16 protein-coding genes and 7 tRNA genes are annotated in these 14970 nt (G+C 43.8%); 17 read left to right on the forward strand and 6 right to left on the reverse strand.

Going from position 1 to position 14970, the window contains the following annotated elements; translation table 11 throughout:
* Window positions 1-13 precede the first annotated feature (13 nt).
* The 4 genes from DFP79_RS03480 (at window position 14) to DFP79_RS18155 (ending at window position 1980) form a co-directional block, all read left to right on the forward strand.
* Entirely contained in the window at window positions 14-904 is an 891-nt protein-coding gene (locus DFP79_RS03480) for a DMT family transporter (protein ID WP_133502560.1), read from the forward strand.
* Between the two features lie 18 nt (window positions 905-922).
* Window positions 923-1276: a VOC family protein gene (locus DFP79_RS03485; protein WP_133502561.1), complete on the forward strand. Its 354-nt coding sequence runs from the start codon at window positions 923-925 to the stop codon at window positions 1274-1276.
* Between the two features lie 64 nt (window positions 1277-1340).
* Window positions 1341-1799, forward strand: a complete 459-nt coding sequence (locus DFP79_RS03490) for a LysE family translocator (protein WP_279526491.1) — start codon at window positions 1341-1343, stop codon at window positions 1797-1799.
* Window positions 1744-1980 (forward strand): LysE family translocator, encoded by a 237-nt coding sequence (locus DFP79_RS18155; protein ID WP_279526492.1) that lies wholly within the window; start codon window positions 1744-1746, stop codon window positions 1978-1980. Before DFP79_RS03490 ends, DFP79_RS18155 begins: the two co-directional genes overlap by 56 nt.
* Window positions 1981-2052: 72 nt before the next feature.
* On the opposite strand, the gene DFP79_RS03495 is transcribed toward DFP79_RS18155, so the two are convergent.
* Window positions 2053-2805, reverse strand: coding sequence for a siderophore-interacting protein (locus DFP79_RS03495; RefSeq protein ID WP_133502562.1), 753 nt, complete (start codon window positions 2803-2805; stop codon window positions 2053-2055).
* Window positions 2806-2942: 137 nt separating this feature from the next.
* The gene (locus DFP79_RS03500) at window positions 2943-3443 is read right to left on the reverse strand and encodes a cyclic nucleotide-binding domain-containing protein (RefSeq protein WP_133502563.1); all 501 of its coding nucleotides are present in this window, start codon (window positions 3441-3443) and stop codon (window positions 2943-2945) included.
* Window positions 3444-3789: 346 nt separating this feature from the next.
* Between DFP79_RS03500 and DFP79_RS03505 the strand changes: the two genes are divergently transcribed.
* Window positions 3790-4149, forward strand: a complete 360-nt coding sequence (locus DFP79_RS03505) for an SH3 domain-containing protein (RefSeq protein ID WP_133502871.1) — start codon at window positions 3790-3792, stop codon at window positions 4147-4149.
* A gap of 14 nt (window positions 4150-4163) precedes the next feature.
* On the opposite strand, the gene DFP79_RS03510 is transcribed toward DFP79_RS03505, so the two are convergent.
* From DFP79_RS03510 to DFP79_RS03520, 3 genes are all read right to left on the reverse strand, one after another.
* A complete protein-coding gene (locus DFP79_RS03510; RefSeq protein WP_133502564.1) occupies window positions 4164-4580 on the reverse strand; it encodes a DUF2721 domain-containing protein in 417 nt (138 codons plus the stop codon).
* Between the two features lie 179 nt (window positions 4581-4759).
* Window positions 4760-5767 carry an asparaginase gene (locus DFP79_RS03515; RefSeq protein WP_133502565.1) on the reverse strand — a complete coding sequence of 336 codons (1008 nt, stop codon included), beginning with the start codon at window positions 5765-5767 and terminating at the stop codon, window positions 4760-4762.
* 1 nt (window position 5768) lies between these two features.
* Window positions 5769-7181 carry an aspartate ammonia-lyase gene (locus DFP79_RS03520; protein WP_133502566.1) on the reverse strand — a complete coding sequence of 471 codons (1413 nt, stop codon included), beginning with the start codon at window positions 7179-7181 and terminating at the stop codon, window positions 5769-5771.
* Window positions 7182-7424: 243 nt separating this feature from the next.
* On the opposite strand from DFP79_RS03520, the gene DFP79_RS03525 reads away from it, so the two are divergent.
* Window positions 7425-8240 carry a helix-turn-helix domain-containing protein gene (locus DFP79_RS03525; protein WP_133502567.1) on the forward strand — a complete coding sequence of 272 codons (816 nt, stop codon included), beginning with the start codon at window positions 7425-7427 and terminating at the stop codon, window positions 8238-8240.
* Between the two features lie 84 nt (window positions 8241-8324).
* On the opposite strand, the gene DFP79_RS03530 is transcribed toward DFP79_RS03525, so the two are convergent.
* Window positions 8325-8409: transfer RNA gene (locus tag DFP79_RS03530), tRNA-Leu, on the reverse strand.
* A gap of 193 nt (window positions 8410-8602) precedes the next feature.
* Between DFP79_RS03530 and queA the strand changes: the two genes are divergently transcribed.
* The 11 genes from queA (at window position 8603) to DFP79_RS03585 (ending at window position 14954) form a co-directional block, all read left to right on the forward strand.
* Window positions 8603-9664 (forward strand): tRNA preQ1(34) S-adenosylmethionine ribosyltransferase-isomerase QueA, encoded by a 1062-nt coding sequence (gene queA, locus DFP79_RS03535; protein WP_133502568.1) that lies wholly within the window; start codon window positions 8603-8605, stop codon window positions 9662-9664.
* Window positions 9665-9696: 32 nt separating this feature from the next.
* Window positions 9697-10815 carry a tRNA guanosine(34) transglycosylase Tgt gene (tgt, locus tag DFP79_RS03540; protein WP_208111397.1) on the forward strand — a complete coding sequence of 373 codons (1119 nt, stop codon included), beginning with the start codon at window positions 9697-9699 and terminating at the stop codon, window positions 10813-10815.
* A 73-nt stretch (window positions 10816-10888) separates the two neighbouring features.
* Window positions 10889-11215, forward strand: coding sequence for a preprotein translocase subunit YajC (gene yajC / locus DFP79_RS03545; RefSeq protein WP_133502570.1), 327 nt, complete (start codon window positions 10889-10891; stop codon window positions 11213-11215).
* A gap of 77 nt (window positions 11216-11292) precedes the next feature.
* On the forward strand, window positions 11293-13146 hold the full coding sequence (gene secD / locus DFP79_RS03550) for a protein translocase subunit SecD (RefSeq protein WP_133502571.1): 1854 nt from the start codon (window positions 11293-11295) through the stop codon (window positions 13144-13146).
* Between the two features lie 9 nt (window positions 13147-13155).
* Window positions 13156-14070, forward strand: a complete 915-nt coding sequence (gene secF, locus DFP79_RS03555; RefSeq protein WP_133502572.1) for a protein translocase subunit SecF — start codon at window positions 13156-13158, stop codon at window positions 14068-14070.
* A gap of 272 nt (window positions 14071-14342) precedes the next feature.
* Window positions 14343-14419 (forward strand) — tRNA-Pro (locus DFP79_RS03560).
* An 11-nt stretch (window positions 14420-14430) separates the two neighbouring features.
* Window positions 14431-14506, forward strand: a tRNA-Thr gene (locus DFP79_RS03565).
* A 35-nt stretch (window positions 14507-14541) separates the two neighbouring features.
* Window positions 14542-14617 (forward strand) — tRNA-Thr (locus tag DFP79_RS03570).
* A 47-nt stretch (window positions 14618-14664) separates the two neighbouring features.
* A tRNA-Thr gene (locus tag DFP79_RS03575) sits at window positions 14665-14740 on the forward strand.
* A gap of 21 nt (window positions 14741-14761) precedes the next feature.
* Window positions 14762-14837, forward strand: a tRNA-Thr gene (locus tag DFP79_RS03580).
* Between the two features lie 41 nt (window positions 14838-14878).
* Window positions 14879-14954 (forward strand) — tRNA-Val (locus tag DFP79_RS03585).
* The last annotated feature ends 16 nt before the right edge of the window (window positions 14955-14970 follow it).

Consider the following 14970-nt stretch of genomic DNA (forward strand, 5'->3'; position numbering starts at 1 on the left):
ATATAAGTTTGCTATGTGGATTCTAGTCACTCTCTTTGCTGCAGCATGTCAATCTATGCGGACAGCACATCAAAAAACACTTTCTCAACAACAAGGCTTTTTGCACGCTACCATGGCCCGATCTCTATTCGGTTTGCCATTAGTTACTCTCTATGTCGTCGTGTGCTGGTGGTTTGTTGGTGTAGTTCAACTGCCAAACCCCACTGAGTTTTTTCTGTATGCGAGTATCTGTTCAATAATGCAAATACTTGCGACCTATTTAATGTTGCGCGTATTTCAGTCGGGAAGCTTTGCTCTGGGAACGTTATTAGCCAAAACCGAAGCGGTATTGGCGGCTCTAATAGGTATTCCATTATTGCATCACTCCTTAGGGGGGGCTGCTTGGCTGGGCATTGCGTTAGGTGTTTTAGGAGCATTGGTTATGAGTATTACCCTTAGTAACCTTCGACACGCCCACAAAGACATATCGCTCGTCGCTGGTATTGGGAGTGGGTTATGTTTTGCTATCACCTCAGTTACGGCTTCCATGGCGAGCCACACACTCGATGGCCCTGTAATTACGTCTGCTGGCGTCACGCTTTGGTATGTATTGGCCACTCAATCTATGTTGTTGTGCGGCATACAGATATATAAAACACGTCGCTTCCTAAGCCCAGTTACTCAATCGTTTACATTAAGCTGTAAAGTCGGTTTTTTGAGCTCTTTAGGTTCTATTGGCTGGTTTACAGGCTTTGCGTTGGTGAACCCTGCGCTGGTTAAGACTCTCGGGCAGATCGAGATATTAGGAACGCTTTATTTTTCCAAAAAGAAATTTAACGAAAAAGTTACACCGCAGCAGTGGATTGGCGGTACGATGATCTTTATGAGTGTTATTCTTGTTACGTTTGGAAATTTAATAAATTAAGAATTTAGGAGCGGCTCTATGGAATCGAATAAAATCAATTATGTTGAGTTACCCGCAAAAAACCTTGCTCTCAATAAGGCTTTTTTTGAGAAAGCTTTCGGGTGGTCATTTCAGGATTTTGGCGAAGAATATACTGCTTTTGAAAATGCAGGGTTAGATGGAGGCTTTTTTCAGGCCGATTTCGCTTCTCGACCGAAAAATGGCGCTGCGCTCGTTGTTTTGTACTGCTCAGACATTGAACAAGCGCTTGCGCGCGTTCAGGAGTGTGGCGGAGTGATCGAACAAGAAATTTTTGAATTTCCAGGCGGTCGTCGGTTCCATTTTCTTGATCCTTGTGGAAATGAATGGGCTGTATGGTCTGAGCCTGCATAAACTCGTTATTGATTGGGGAGTGCCTTAATTCGGATTATTCTCATTCAAATTATTAAGGATAATAATGATGACTCTTGACACATTTTTGTTGTATGCCGCTGTCGCCTTTTTTTATGTGATTAGCCCGGGGCCGGCCGTATTGTTAGCTTTATATAATGGTGCCGTGAACGGTGTGAAAGTCGTCGTATCTTCTGCGTTAGGCAATATTCTAGGGTTGCTCGTATTGTCGAGTTGCTCAATAAGCGGATTAAGTGCGCTATTACTCACCTCAGCAACACTGTTTACCATTGTTAAGATTATTGGGGCAAGTTACCTGATCTATCTGGGATTGAAGCAAATTCGAGCGACCTTTAAAGGTAAAAAAGACATACAATTCGTAAAAGAAGAGCGTTCAAAATCCTATGTTGCCTACTTTAAAGAAGGCTTCTTTGTTGCTGTTACCAATCCTAAACCTATTTTGTTTTTTTGTGGCTTTATTTCCACAGTTTTTGGATACGAACGCACTGCTCCTGCCACAGTTTAGCATCATGACATCTCTTTTTATGGTTTACTCGTTTGTGAGTTTGACTGTATATGGACTATTGGCTAACCGCGCTAAGAACTTTCTAGCAAAAGGAAATAATGCGGCTTGGTTCCATCGATTAAGTGGCGGTATTTTTATTGGTTTAGGTGGGAGTTTGCTGCACGTTAAAGCCACATCGTAAATTATTTGGGTATGAAGGAAGCATAGAAGATGTCATTTCAGATCGACTCTCCTATGCCTCCTTCATCCCCATCTAGGCTTCTTTGTCCGCGTCGTTACTTTTTACTATTTTGTGCTCATCTTCACTAATGCCACTTTTCCAATAGCTTGAGATATACATTTGTTTACGGTCTATTTCTTTTTCATTCTTAAAGAACTGTCGTAACGTTTTCATCGAGCTAAACTCACTGGCGGCCCAAACCGCAACACTGCCATCGAGCCACGGTAATGATTTGATTTTATTCAATAAAAGTGTGGAGTCGTGGCCAGGGTGTGCATTGATGATCCAATGCAGTTCTACGTTATTAGGCTTATTTAAAGGCTGGATGTCTTTGTCAGACATGACTTCGATGATGGCGTAGCCTTTTGTTGATTCAGGTAAGTTCTCCAAATTTATGCTGATCGCTGGGAGTGCGGTCATGTCGCCTACGACTAAGACCCAGTCTGAATCATCTGAAACAAGCTTCTTTGGCCCTGGTCCTCCGATATTGATTGAGTCGCCAGTTTGGCAATTTAGTGCCCATGTGCAGGCGGGGCCAGTCGCTTGCTCTTCATCGCTTTTATGAATCACAAAATCGATATCAAATTCCTGTTCCGATTGATGGCGAATCGTATAGGTTCGCATTAGCCGACCTTCGCCTTGTGGAAACACAAGCTTGACGTAGCCACCCTCATGATCGTTAGGTAAAGTGTTCATGTTATGGCCACCCAGAGTGACACGAAGCATATTAGGGGTAACGTAGTTCTTTTTTAATACGGTAAATTCGCGAATACGCGGAGTAGGCATAGCGTGGCGGCTCCATAACAGGCGTGTAAAAATTGAGAACGATTATCGATTTAATTTCAAGCCGCCGTAGTTGTCAATCGAATCTTTTCAAATATGCCTTTGTTTACATGATGCTTGGTATGTGTACTCTATTTTTCTCACTTATCTACATCAATATGATGACGAGCCAGCGCTTCGCTCACCATTCTGAGTTTACGTGCCATGTCTCTGGAAAGGTTCAGAATCAAAATCCCGAAATCAAAAGAATGATAGTCGTGAAACTGGCCAAAAACATACGAATTAATTTTAAGAACTAATGTTGTTTGGGTGGCGATGACGTCGGCCGCACGTGGATGAAGTGCGATCATGGTGACGTATCCAATTTCTTCACCAAAACCAATAGAGCCTTCTCCGAATTTCACATCAGCTGCTTTTTCATCGCCGCGACACAACTTTAATGATCCGTCTAGTACAATATAAAAGGCGTCAGCTACTTCGTCTTCTTTAAACAGTACTTCGCCTTCATCTAGCTCTTCCAAGGCACCGTGCTCTAGTAAAAAAGTAATGGCCTCTGGGCTCAATGCACCAAAGATAGAAGCGGATTTGAGTCGGCTTATGCTCAAATCATATCCGCAATCTGAAGCAAATAATGTTTTCATGTCGTTATCCTGCCTTCGTATTTGGTTGTTCCTTTAAGGCACTACGAGAGCGCGTCTTTTTTTGAGTTCACAATTACTCTTGAGGTTTGAGAGGGATGCGGTTGACCTCTTATCAAAACGTCTGACTTTAATAGATAAATCTGCGTCTATCTTAATATTAGATCAAATAACGGGTTTTTAGTTAATTGATTCAGTGACGAATTTATCTATTTGAGTAGTAATGTGAGCTTGTTATGTAAAAAGGCATTTTACATATTTCGTTATTGAGAGCATATTGCGATCTTAAAATGATTCGTGCAGTATTATTTTGAAGCGACTGTAGAGGGCTACCGCAATGAATGTAGGTATGAAGGTAAGGGTAATAGACTCTCACGTTTCGAACTATCCGAACCCAATTCAGTTTCAGCCTGGAGATATGCTCATATTAGGGGAATTAGATCTGGAATATGAGGGATGGATTCGAGTAGAAACCTCTGATGGGAATAGAGGGTGGGCACCTGTTCAGTATATCGAAGCGAAACCCGGAGCTGTCGTAGGGTACGCTAGTTGCCCTTATAATGCTCGAGAGCTCGACATCAATAGTCAAGATATACTTATTGTTCTGCAAGAATTAAACGAATGGTATTGTGTAGAAAATGAGGCGGGCGAAACGGGATGGGTTCCGGTTCAATGCACTTCCTTGCTTGATGATCCCGCTACTAAATGACTCTGTTGTGTTTTTTAGTCTTTATCTGCTCTGCGACCTTTCTTTTTGAACGTCACATTAAACTCTTTCAGGTGCACATCTAATGCGTCGCACGAAATTCGAATTTCTCTCACTGATAAGTATAGCGAGTACATCAGGCAAATAAGGCTTGCGCCAAATATATAGCTGCCGATTTGTTGGTACTCAATATAAATGGCTAACATTGCTAACACACAGAGCAAGAAGCTAATGACGCCTGCCTCCTGCATTCGCCGAATTAAATAGATCCTCTTTCGCAAATTTGTGATTTGTTCTGTTATTAGGTCGTTATTTTCGTTTGGCTCAAAGTTTCGGATAATGGACGCCAAAGTGACAAACCGGTTGGTGTAGGCGAGCAGCAATAAAGAGACTGCTGGGAACAACATAGCGGGTGTCGTAAGGGTGATAATCATTAAATCAGAGTCCTAAAGGCGTATTGAATGTGGTTCATTATAAGGTAAGCGCCCGTTTTATTGAATTGAACAGCGCATGAACAAAAGTTTAGAAAGTAGCTCTCAGTAAAGCCCAATACCGTTAAAGAGGGCTTAGGCGTACGCTTAATTCTACCACCCTCGACTTGTTTGCGATTGCTTTATACAAACGTTTCGTTGCTGATAACGGTGTCCCAATTTGTTTGAATATCCATATAAGTGTTTCCATTTGCAAGTAGCCAATGCAATTTTGAGAAAGCGGCTTCCATAGTCATGTCTTTGCCATCGAGTACACCGAGCTTCGTCAATAGCGAACCCACGGCGTAGGTTCCAGAAGAAGTGCCACCGTGTTGGCATTGTGTCACGTTGATGACCGCTTTTCCGAGTTCTTGCATGCCTTCTAAAAATTCGATCAAACTTGGGGTTGCATCCGCAATATTGCCGGCTCCGTAGGAGAGTAGTACGATGGCTTTGCATGAATTATTGTTTAAAAAGCCTTGGTAAGCGTAAGTTGGAAGGCTTGGGTGCAGTGTTAGTATGCCCACTGCGTTTTCAATAAATTCAATGTCACGCTTTTTTGGAGAAATTAAGGTAGCCTGATCGCATTTAGGCAACGCCTGACTGATTGAAAGCTGAGCCAGCGGTACACTGTTAAAAGACTTAAATGCACCAAACTGGCTGCTGCTAAATTTGGTGGTTCGGCTACCTTCCATTAGCTCGTGGTGGAAGAGAACGGTGACTTGTCCAAGTGACGGCGTTTCAGCGATGCTCATCGCAGCCTCTAAATTGGCTAATCCATCGCTCCGTTTCATTCCGAGTGGTATTTGAGAGCCGGTTATGATGATGTTTTTATCACACTTGCTAAACATATACGAAAGCATCGATGCGGTGTACGACAAGGTATCGGTGCCGTGTAATACAACAAAACCGTCATATTCATGCCACTTGTTTTGAATCGTGTCGTATATTCGACACCAGTTGCTAGGGGTGATATTAGAGCTGTCGATCAGCGGTGTCAGTTCGATTAAATCAAAAAGCGGGAGTTCTGCAAGGTTATCTCCAACGGCTTGATGGATGCGAGTGCGTAAACCAGAAGAGGGCGCTAAACCGTTTTCTGTTTCCATCATTCCTATAGTGCCGCCCGTATAGACGATAAGTATCTTGTTCATTTTATTGCACCGCACTTTTTGCTGGAATGGGAGCGATCATATTCTCAGGTTTGAGGAGATCGTTCAGTTGTTCTTCAGTGAGTAGCTTCTCTCGTAGAATTAACGTTTTAACGGTTGTGCCGGACAGTAACGCATCGCGAGCGATGCGAGATGAATTTGCGTAACCAATATGTGGTACAAGTGCTGTGATAATGCCAATACTATTTTCAACGTGAGCTAAACAAGCATCAGCGTTGGCATCAATGCCTCGAATGCAACGAAGTTCTAGCATTTCGCAGGCTTCTTTTAGCATTTTTAGAGAATTGAGTAGGTTATATATGATCATGGGCTCCATCGCGTTAAGCTGGAGTTGCCCCGCTTCGGCTGCAAGTGTTACCGCAAGATCAGAGGCGATCACTTGATAGGCTGTTTGATTCATTGCTTCGGGTATAACAGGGTTAACCTTTCCCGGCATGATGGAAGAACCCGGTTGCATCTCAGGTAATTTGATCTCGCCAAAACCCGTACGAGGGCCGCTAGAGAGCAGGCGTAAATCGTTGCTCATTTTGCTGAGCTTGGTTGCAAGGCGTTTTAAAATGCCTGAGAAGAAAACAAAAGCGCCCATATCCGATGACGCTTCGACTAGATTGGTCGCAGGGACGACAGGCTTACCTGATAACTCCGCTAAGTTCGCGACGACTTTTTTCGCGTACCCCTCAGGAGTGTTTATGCCTGTGCCTATCGCAGTGCCGCCTAAATTAACTTCACACAGCAATGTACAAGCCTCTTTGATACGTTCAATGTCTTCGCCCAAATTGACTGCAAATGCATCGAACTCTTGCCCAAGCGTCATGGGGACGGCATCTTGTAATTGAGTACGGCCCATTTTTAAAACGTTGGAGAACTCTTTGCCTTTGTCTTCTAAAGACGCTTTTAGAGAAGAAAGTACGGGAATGAAAGAATCCGCGGCAAACTGAATTCCCAAGCATGCAGCGGTTGGGTAGGCATCGTTTGTGGATTGTGAACGGTTCACATGATCATTCGGGTGCAGATGCTGATAATCCCCTTTTTCTCGTCCCAGTTTAGTGAGTGCAATGTTTGCAATGACTTCATTCGCATTCATGTTAGTAGAAGTGCCTGCGCCGCCTTGAATCACATCCACAATAAACTGGTCGTGATAATGACCTTGGATTAGATCCTGACATGCATCAAAAATGGCGTCTGCTTTTGTCCTTTCTAATAAGCCATATTCGCAATTAGTGTGTGCAGCAGCGGCTTTTACCATTGCTAACGCTTTAATCAATTCAGGGAAGTGTGAAATGGGTACGCCAGTAATCGAAAAGTTGTTTGCTGCACGTTGAGTTTGGATTCCATAGAACGCATCAGCAGGAACATTTAAATTGCCAAGTAGATCGTATTCAGAGCGAGTGGTCATTGAGTGCTAATCCTAAAAAGTGCGAGACCGACTGAAGCGGATAGCTTGCAGAGCGGTCGTCGCTAAGGGTGATCATTGCACCTATATTGAAACGAAAATCACGCCAGAAAGGGAGTATGTAAGTCGGTACTGATTGATGCTAATAGATGCTATTAGAGAATCAATTAGCATCAGATGTGAGGTGTGAATGCTGGTTTTTTTTAGTACTATCTATTAGGTAGAACGAGATAAATGAAGGTCGAGATGAACCAAGATTTCCAAAGTAACCTCCGCTTATTGTGCAGTTATTATAAATCTATCGCAGAAGTCTGTCGGCGCTTGAATATTAATCGCCCTCAATTTAATCGATACCTTAATGGAAAGACGGTTCCCGCCGACAGCACAACGCGTCGAATATGTGATTTTTTTGGCGTCACTCAGAGCGAGATTTTGTTGCCTCATAGTCAGTTTCAACGCTTGGTTCAGGCACGTCCTATCAATCAAGAGGCAGAACATGCCGAAAAATCTATAGAGCAGCGCCATTTTGATCGATTAAATCACGTCGGACAAAAAGACCTAGAAAAGTATTGTGGTTACTACTTCGAATATTACATTTCCATGTCGTGTCCGGGGCAGATCCTAAGAACTCTGGTTCATATCGAGGCTCAGGATGGAAAAACGTATTATGAGCGAATCGAGCGCTTTAACCCTAAGACCAGTAAGAAACCCTTTCATGGCATCTATCAAGGAGTGGTTCAATTTCTTTCTGATCGATTGTTTCTTATGGATTATGAAGTGCATACCAAGGTGGAAGTGACACAAACCATTTTGTACCCCTCTTTTAAAAATCGTGTTGAGCGTCTAAAAGGCTTGCGAATAGGTGTTTCGGGATCAGGCGAGAGAGTGCCTTGTTGTGTGCGAGTGGTATACGAATATCTTGGAAAAAGGCTAGATAGAAAGAAAGCACTGTCCATGTCTGGGCTCTACGATATGGATTCAAATGAAATTGATGACGATATTAAAGAGGCGATCTGCAACGATATGGCGGAAGGTGAATGGCATTTTAGAGGGCGTTTTTAACTGAAGAGTTTTGCGTCTTATAGGTGTGTGAATGATTGAATGAAAAAAAAGCCCGTTAAGATCTAACTTAACGGGCTTTTTATATGGTACCAGTGGGCGGACTCGAACCGCCACGCCGTGAGGCAACGGATTTTGAATCCGTCATGTCTACCAATTCCATCACACTGGCTTTGAAAAAGGTGAGGCGTATTATCGTGATTTTTGAAAAGCTGTCAATGCTTATTTAAAAGAATTTTAGAAACTTGTTTAAATTGCCACTTCTTTATTCAATCAGTCAGGTTTTCACTTGTGAGTCGTACCAAATGAACAAGAAATTCGCTAAAATGCCGCGTCGTTTTTTAGATTGTCGTTAATAAAACCTTATGAAAGTATCCGATTACCAATTTGATTTACCAGATGAGCTTATTGCTCGCTACCCCATGCCAGAGCGTACATCGAGTCGCTTATTGAAACTTAATGGGCAGAGTGGCGAGTTAGAGCATGGCCAGTTTGCAGATATTCTTTCTTTGGTTGAACCTGGCGATCTAATGGTGTTTAACAATACACGAGTGATACCGGCGCGAATATTTGGTCAAAAAGAGTCGGGCGGCAAAATTGAAGTATTGGTTGAACGTCTAGTCTCACCAACGGAAATACTGGCTCACGTTCGCGCCAGCAAATCGCCAAAGCCTGGCAATGAACTCGTTCTTGGTACTGACAGAGGCGTATCATTTAAAGCGGTGATGGTTGAGCGTCAGGCCAACTTATTTCGCTTGCAGTTTGAAGAGCCAGTATTAGAGGTGCTTGATAAGGTTGGGCACATGCCATTACCTCCTTACATTGAACGCCCTGATGAGGAGAGCGATCAAGAGCGCTACCAGACTGTTTACAATGAAAAGCCAGGCGCGGTCGCTGCACCGACAGCAGGTTTGCATTTCGATGATGAGTTATTGAAGCAATTGTCAGAAATAGGTGTGGATACAGCGTTTGTGACCTTGCATGTTGGTGCAGGTACATTTCAACCCGTTAAAGTGGATAATGTGAAAGATCATATTATGCATTCTGAATATGCAGAAGTATCTCAAGACGTAGTTGATAAGGTGCGTTTGGCAAAATCCAAAGGTAAGCGAGTGATTGCCGTCGGCACAACGAGCGTTCGTTCTCTTGAGTCTGCGAGTCAGTCCGGTAGCATCCAGCCTATGGCGGATGACACGAGTATTTTTATTTATCCCGGCTATGAGTTCAAAACAGTGGATGCACTGGTTACGAACTTTCATTTGCCAGAATCCACACTCATTATGCTAATCAGTGCGTTTGCAGGGTATGCCAACGTAATGGCGGCGTATAAAACCGCGGTTAGTGAGCAATATCGCTTCTTCAGTTATGGCGACGCCATGTTTATTACGCGGAATTCAAAAGCAGATGGTCCGCAGTCAGAGGAATAAAAGAAATGTCAGATAAACGTCCAGAGTGTTTTATGGACTTTGAAGTTCACGCAACGTCGGGCAAAGCGAGACGTGCAACGTTAAGTTTTCCGCGTGGTAATGTTGAAACACCTGCTTTTATGCCGGTCGGCACTTACGGCACTGTTAAAGGTATGTTAACCAAAGATATCGAAGAGATTGGTGCCGATATTATTCTGGGTAATACTTTCCATCTTTGGTTACGACCTGGTACTCAGGTGATTAAAGAGCATGGAGATCTTCACGATTTCACGCAATGGAAGAAGCCAATTTTAACGGACTCAGGCGGTTTTCAGGTTTTTTCTTTGGGTGAAATGCGCAAAATCACCGAAGAGGGTGTGAGTTTCCGCTCTCCTGTTGATGGTTCCAAGGTATTTTTGAATCCGGAAATTTCGATGGAAGTTCAGCGTGATTTAGGGTCCGACATCGTAATGATTTTCGATGAATGTACTCCGTACCCTGCGACTGAAACTGAAGCCGCGAAATCTATGCGTATGAGTCTTCGTTGGGCGAAGCGCTCTAAAGATGCACACGGAGACAGTCCATCTGCGTTGTTTGGTATCATTCAGGGCAGCATGTATGAGACTCTGCGTGACGAGTCTCTTGAAGGGTTGGTAGATATCGGCTTCGACGGATATGCCATTGGCGGTTTGTCTGTGGGCGAGCCAAAGCATGAAATGATGAAAGTGCTTGATCATGTCACGCCCAAAATGCCGGATAACAAACCAAGATATTTGATGGGCGTTGGTAAGCCTGAAGATCTTGTTGAAGGCGTGCGTCGTGGTGTTGATATGTTCGACTGTGTGATGCCTACCCGAAACGCGCGTAATGGACATTTGTTTACCTCTGATGGTGTAGTTCGTATTCGAAATGCAAAAAATCGCCACGATACGGGGCCTTTAGATAAAGAATGTGATTGTTACACTTGTAAAAACTTTTCTCGGGCTTATCTACATCATCTTGATAAGTGTCAAGAAATGGTGGGTGCTCAATTAAACACCATACATAACTTGAGATATTACCAAACGCTCATGGCGGGATTGCGTAAGGCGCTTGATGAAGGTAAATTTGACGCCTTTGTCGACGAATTTTATGCGAAGCGCGGAATGGAAACGCCGACTTTGGCTGAGTAATAAAAAAAGACTTTGTATTGGCAGTAGCCAAATACAGAAATAGAGTTTCATAAACCATTGGAGAGTTAACACCATGATCTCATTGATCTCACCAGCATACGCTGAAGGTGGCGCACCAGCAGACGCAGGCATATTTAATATTGTCCTGCTTGTCGGCTTTGTTATTATTTTTTACTTCTTGATGTGGCGCCCACAGGCAAAACGTGCGAAAGAGCATCGTAACTTGATTGCTTCTTTGGCGAAAGGAACAGAAGTAGTAACCAGTGGCGGCATCCTTGGTAAAGTAACCAAAGTAGACGACAACTACATTGTTCTTGAAGTGTCAGAAGGTGCTGAAATCAAATTTCAAAAATCGTCTGTCACGTCTGTTCTTCCAAAGGGAACATTAAAATCCATTTAATATGGTGACAAAACGCCCTTGAATAGGGCGTTTTCTTGTTTTAATACCGTAAAATTATCCAGTGTAAAGGATCTTTCATGCTCAACAAGTATCCCTTGTGGAAGTATCTGCTCATCTTGGCTGTATTGGCATTTGGCGTAATTTATGCCTTGCCAAATTTATACCCAGATGATCCAGCTCTACAAATATCAGCACAAAAAGCGACCAGCGCAGTAGATGAGCGAACGTTAAAAACAGCACAGAAAGCGCTTGATAAGGCTGGCATAGAATTAAAAGCAGCAGAATTGACCTCTGCTGGTGGTACCTTGCGTTTCGATAATGGCGAGGACCAATTGGCAGCGAAGCCTGTTATTGCTGCGGCATTGGGCGACAGTTATGTAACGGCGCTAAACTTAGTGCCAACAACCCCAGATTGGTTGGCATCTCTCGGTGCGGGGCCAGCTAAGCTTGGCTTAGACTTGCGTGGCGGTGTGCACTTTCTATTAGAAGTGGATACACCAGCCGCTCTAAAGCAGCGTTTAGAGGTTGCGGCCAGTGAAATGAAATCGGCTCTTCGTAAAGAGCGAATTCGCTACCGCAGTGTAGCAATAAAAGATGGCGTTATGTCTATTCGTTTCTTGAAAGATGCGGATCGAGATTTGGCGGAATCTCTGTTAAAAGATCAGTTCGATAGCTATCTTTACCGAACGTTAGAAGAAGGAAAGAGCTTTTATCTGACTGTTGAGTTTAGCGAGGCTGAGCAGAAAGAAATTGAAATTTATGCATTGCAGCAAAACTTAACGACCTTACGTAATCGTGTAAATGAGCTAGGGGTTGCTGAACCGTTAGTTCAGCGTCAGGGTAGTAATCGGATAGTTGTTGAATTGCCGGGTGTTCAAGATACTGCGGCGGCGAAACGTATCATTGGGGCAACAGCTAACCTAGAGTTTCGTTTAGAAGCGGGTCTTGATGCGAATGCTTCTGATACCGAGACATTGACGTTCCGTAATGGCAGTGGTCGTACAGCGCAGCTTGAGAAAGACATTATCATTACGGGTGACAGTGTTTCGGACGCTAATTCTTCATTCGATGAGAACGGACGACCGCAGGTCAATATCAGTTTGGATTCGAAAGGCGGCAAACAGATGGCGAAAGTTACGCGATCTGCTGTTGGTAGAAATATGGCTGTGGTGTTCATCGAGCATAAAAGCCGTTCACGCTTTGTTGAACAAGAAGATGGCTCGCTAAAAGAAGTGCGTCGTAGTTATAGTGAAAAAGGCATTATTTCTCTGGCAACAATTCAAACGACATTGGGTAATTCATTTCGTATCACAGGGCTAGACAGTCCTCGTGAATCATCTGAATTAGCATTGCTTCTTCGTGCTGGTGCATTAGCAGCTCCGATCTACTTCGTAGAAGAGCGTACAATTGGACCAAGCCTTGGTGCGGAAAATATTCAATTGGGTGTGACGTCTGCTCAAATTGGTATGCTGGTTGTTATGTTGTTTATGTTGGTGTACTACAAAGCATTTGGTGTTTTCGCTAACGTATCTCTGATCCTTAACATTGTGTTGCTAATGGCATGCATGTCGTTATTAACGGCAACATTAACCTTGCCAGGGATTGCAGGGATTGTATTGACCATGGGTATGGCGGTGGATGCGAACGTATTGATATTTTCGCGGATCAAAGAAGAGCTTGCCAATGGATTGCCGAGTCAGCAGGCCATTCATTCAGGCTTTAACCGAGCCTTCACTACAATATTTGATGCTAACATTACAACGTTGCTCGTTGCGGTGATTCTATTTGCAGTAGGAACGGGCCCTGTGAAAGGGTTCGCAGTGACACTGTCGTTAGGTATCTTAACCTCAATGTTTACAGCGATTGTGGTGACGAGAGCGCAAGTTAACCTTGTTTATGGCGGCCGCAAAAATAAGCGCTTGTTCATTTAGGAGTAGAAGATGAAAGTAACAAATATACCCTTTATGGCAATGCGCAAAATCGTTGCTATGTTTTCGGTGCTACTTATACTGATTTCCATCGGCTCGCTTGCAACAAAAGGTTTGCAGTTCGGTCTCGACTTTACTGGCGGTACGTTAGTTGAGGTTAAGTATGACGAAGCGCCGAATTTGGATGATGTACGAGCTGTACTGGCTCAAAACAACTACAGCGATGTAGTTGTTCAAAACTTCGGCTCTCCGACTGATGTGGTTGTTCGTATGGCGAACTCATACACTGCAACATTGGGTGATGAGGTTTTGGTTACACTAAAAGAGGGCGATAAAGTCGGTGTCTCTTTGCAGCGTTCTGAATACGTAGGTGCGCAGGTCGGTGAAGAGCTGAGAGAGCAGGGCGGTTTAGGTATGTTGCTAGCCTTGGCAATTGTCATGCTTTATGTTGCAGTGCGTTTTCAATTTAAGTTTTCTGTTGCCTCTGTGGCGGCATTGGCGCACGACGTTATTATCACGCTTGGTGTGTTCTCAATCTTCGAGATAGAGTTTGATTTGACGGTTCTCGCAGCGTTATTAGCTGTTATTGGTTACTCTTTGAACGATACTATCGTTGTGTGTGACCGAATCCGTGAGAACTTCAGAATTATGCGTGAAACTGAGCCTGAAGCGTTGATAAATGAGTCAATTAACCAAACACTCGGTCGTACCATTATTACGTCGATGACAACTTTGTTTGTGTTGGTGGTGCTCTACTTGTTTGGCGGGGAGGCGATTAATAACTTCTCGTTTGCTCTGTTGGTGGGTATTGTCATTGGTACGTACTCTTCTGTCTTTGTTGCTGCAAATTTGTTGCTGGCGCAAGGTATAACGAGAGAAGATCTAATTCCAGCGCCGAAAGAAGAGCTGGAAGACGAGTTACCATAAAGTATATGTAGGCTTGGCCTATATTGGTTAGCGTTTTAAAAAGCCCGCTGGTGTATACAGCGGGCTTTTTTGCTTTTATGGCCTCTATAACAATGGGGTAAGTGGTTCATTTATAGACAATAATTGACGTTTTACCCGTTTTTTGTATGATTCGTATTCAATCGGAAGATATTTGGTATAAAAGTTAAAAAAAACGCAAAAAAGGCTTCCCTTTTCAGATCCATATAGTAATATACGCACCCGCTGACAGAGACAGTGTCTTGTTCAGCAAACGGGGCGTAGCGCAGCCTGGTAGCGCACTAGCATGGGGTGCTAGTGGTCGCAGGTTCAAATCCTGCCGTCCCGACCAGAAACGGAAAAGCCGATATAGCTCAGTTGGTAGAGCATCTGACTTGTAATCAGAGGGTCCCGAGTTCGACTCTTGGTGTCGGCACCATTTCTTGGTAAATACAATTTGTTTTGGTTCTTTATGCCGGTATAGCTCAGTTGGTAGAGCATCTGACTTGTAATCAGAGGGTCCCGAGTTCGACTCTTGGTGCCGGCACCATATCTCTAAGGTTTTTCTTAGAGAGGTGAAAAGAATAAAGCATGTTTGCCGGTATAGCTCAGTTGGTAGAGCATCTGACTTGTAATCAGAGGGTCCCGAGTTCGACTCTTGGTGCCGGCACCATTAAATCGCAGAAATATACCTGCCGGTATAGCTCAGTTGGTAGAGCATCTGACTTGTAATCAGAGGGTCCCGAGTTCGACTCTTGGTGCCGGCACCATGCGAAATAATTTTTCCCCAAGTAGCTTGAATAGCTAAAGCGGGTGTGTAGCTCAGTTGGGAGAGCGTCGCCCTTACAAGGCGAATGTCGGGAGTTCGAACCTCTCCACACCCACCACTTATTTAACAGTGGG

The sequence above is a fragment of the Marinomonas balearica genome (assembly GCF_004362145.1).
GTDB lineage: Bacteria > Pseudomonadota > Gammaproteobacteria > Pseudomonadales > Marinomonadaceae > Marinomonas > Marinomonas balearica.

Coding starts and splice junctions, on each gene's coding strand:
- DFP79_RS03480 (WP_133502560.1), top strand. CDS start 14: ATGTGGATTCTAGTCACTCTCTTTGCTGCAGCATGTCAATCTATGCGG.
- DFP79_RS03485 (WP_133502561.1), top strand. CDS start 923: ATGGAATCGAATAAAATCAATTATGTTGAGTTACCCGCAAAAAACCTT.
- DFP79_RS03490 (WP_279526491.1), top strand. CDS start 1,341: ATGATGACTCTTGACACATTTTTGTTGTATGCCGCTGTCGCCTTTTTT.
- DFP79_RS03495 (WP_133502562.1), bottom strand. CDS start 2,805: ATGCCTACTCCGCGTATTCGCGAATTTACCGTATTAAAAAAGAACTAC.
- DFP79_RS03500 (WP_133502563.1), bottom strand. CDS start 3,443: ATGAAAACATTATTTGCTTCAGATTGCGGATATGATTTGAGCATAAGC.
- DFP79_RS03505 (WP_133502871.1), top strand. CDS start 3,790: ATGAAGGTAAGGGTAATAGACTCTCACGTTTCGAACTATCCGAACCCA.
- DFP79_RS03510 (WP_133502564.1), bottom strand. CDS start 4,580: ATGATTATCACCCTTACGACACCCGCTATGTTGTTCCCAGCAGTCTCT.
- DFP79_RS03515 (WP_133502565.1), bottom strand. CDS start 5,767: ATGAACAAGATACTTATCGTCTATACGGGCGGCACTATAGGAATGATG.
- DFP79_RS03520 (WP_133502566.1), bottom strand. CDS start 7,181: ATGACCACTCGCTCTGAATACGATCTACTTGGCAATTTAAATGTTCCT.
- DFP79_RS03525 (WP_133502567.1), top strand. CDS start 7,425: ATGAACCAAGATTTCCAAAGTAACCTCCGCTTATTGTGCAGTTATTAT.
- queA (WP_133502568.1), top strand. CDS start 8,603: ATGAAAGTATCCGATTACCAATTTGATTTACCAGATGAGCTTATTGCT.
- tgt (WP_208111397.1), top strand. CDS start 9,697: ATGGACTTTGAAGTTCACGCAACGTCGGGCAAAGCGAGACGTGCAACG.
- yajC (WP_133502570.1), top strand. CDS start 10,889: ATGATCTCATTGATCTCACCAGCATACGCTGAAGGTGGCGCACCAGCA.
- secD (WP_133502571.1), top strand. CDS start 11,293: ATGCTCAACAAGTATCCCTTGTGGAAGTATCTGCTCATCTTGGCTGTA.
- secF (WP_133502572.1), top strand. CDS start 13,156: ATGAAAGTAACAAATATACCCTTTATGGCAATGCGCAAAATCGTTGCT.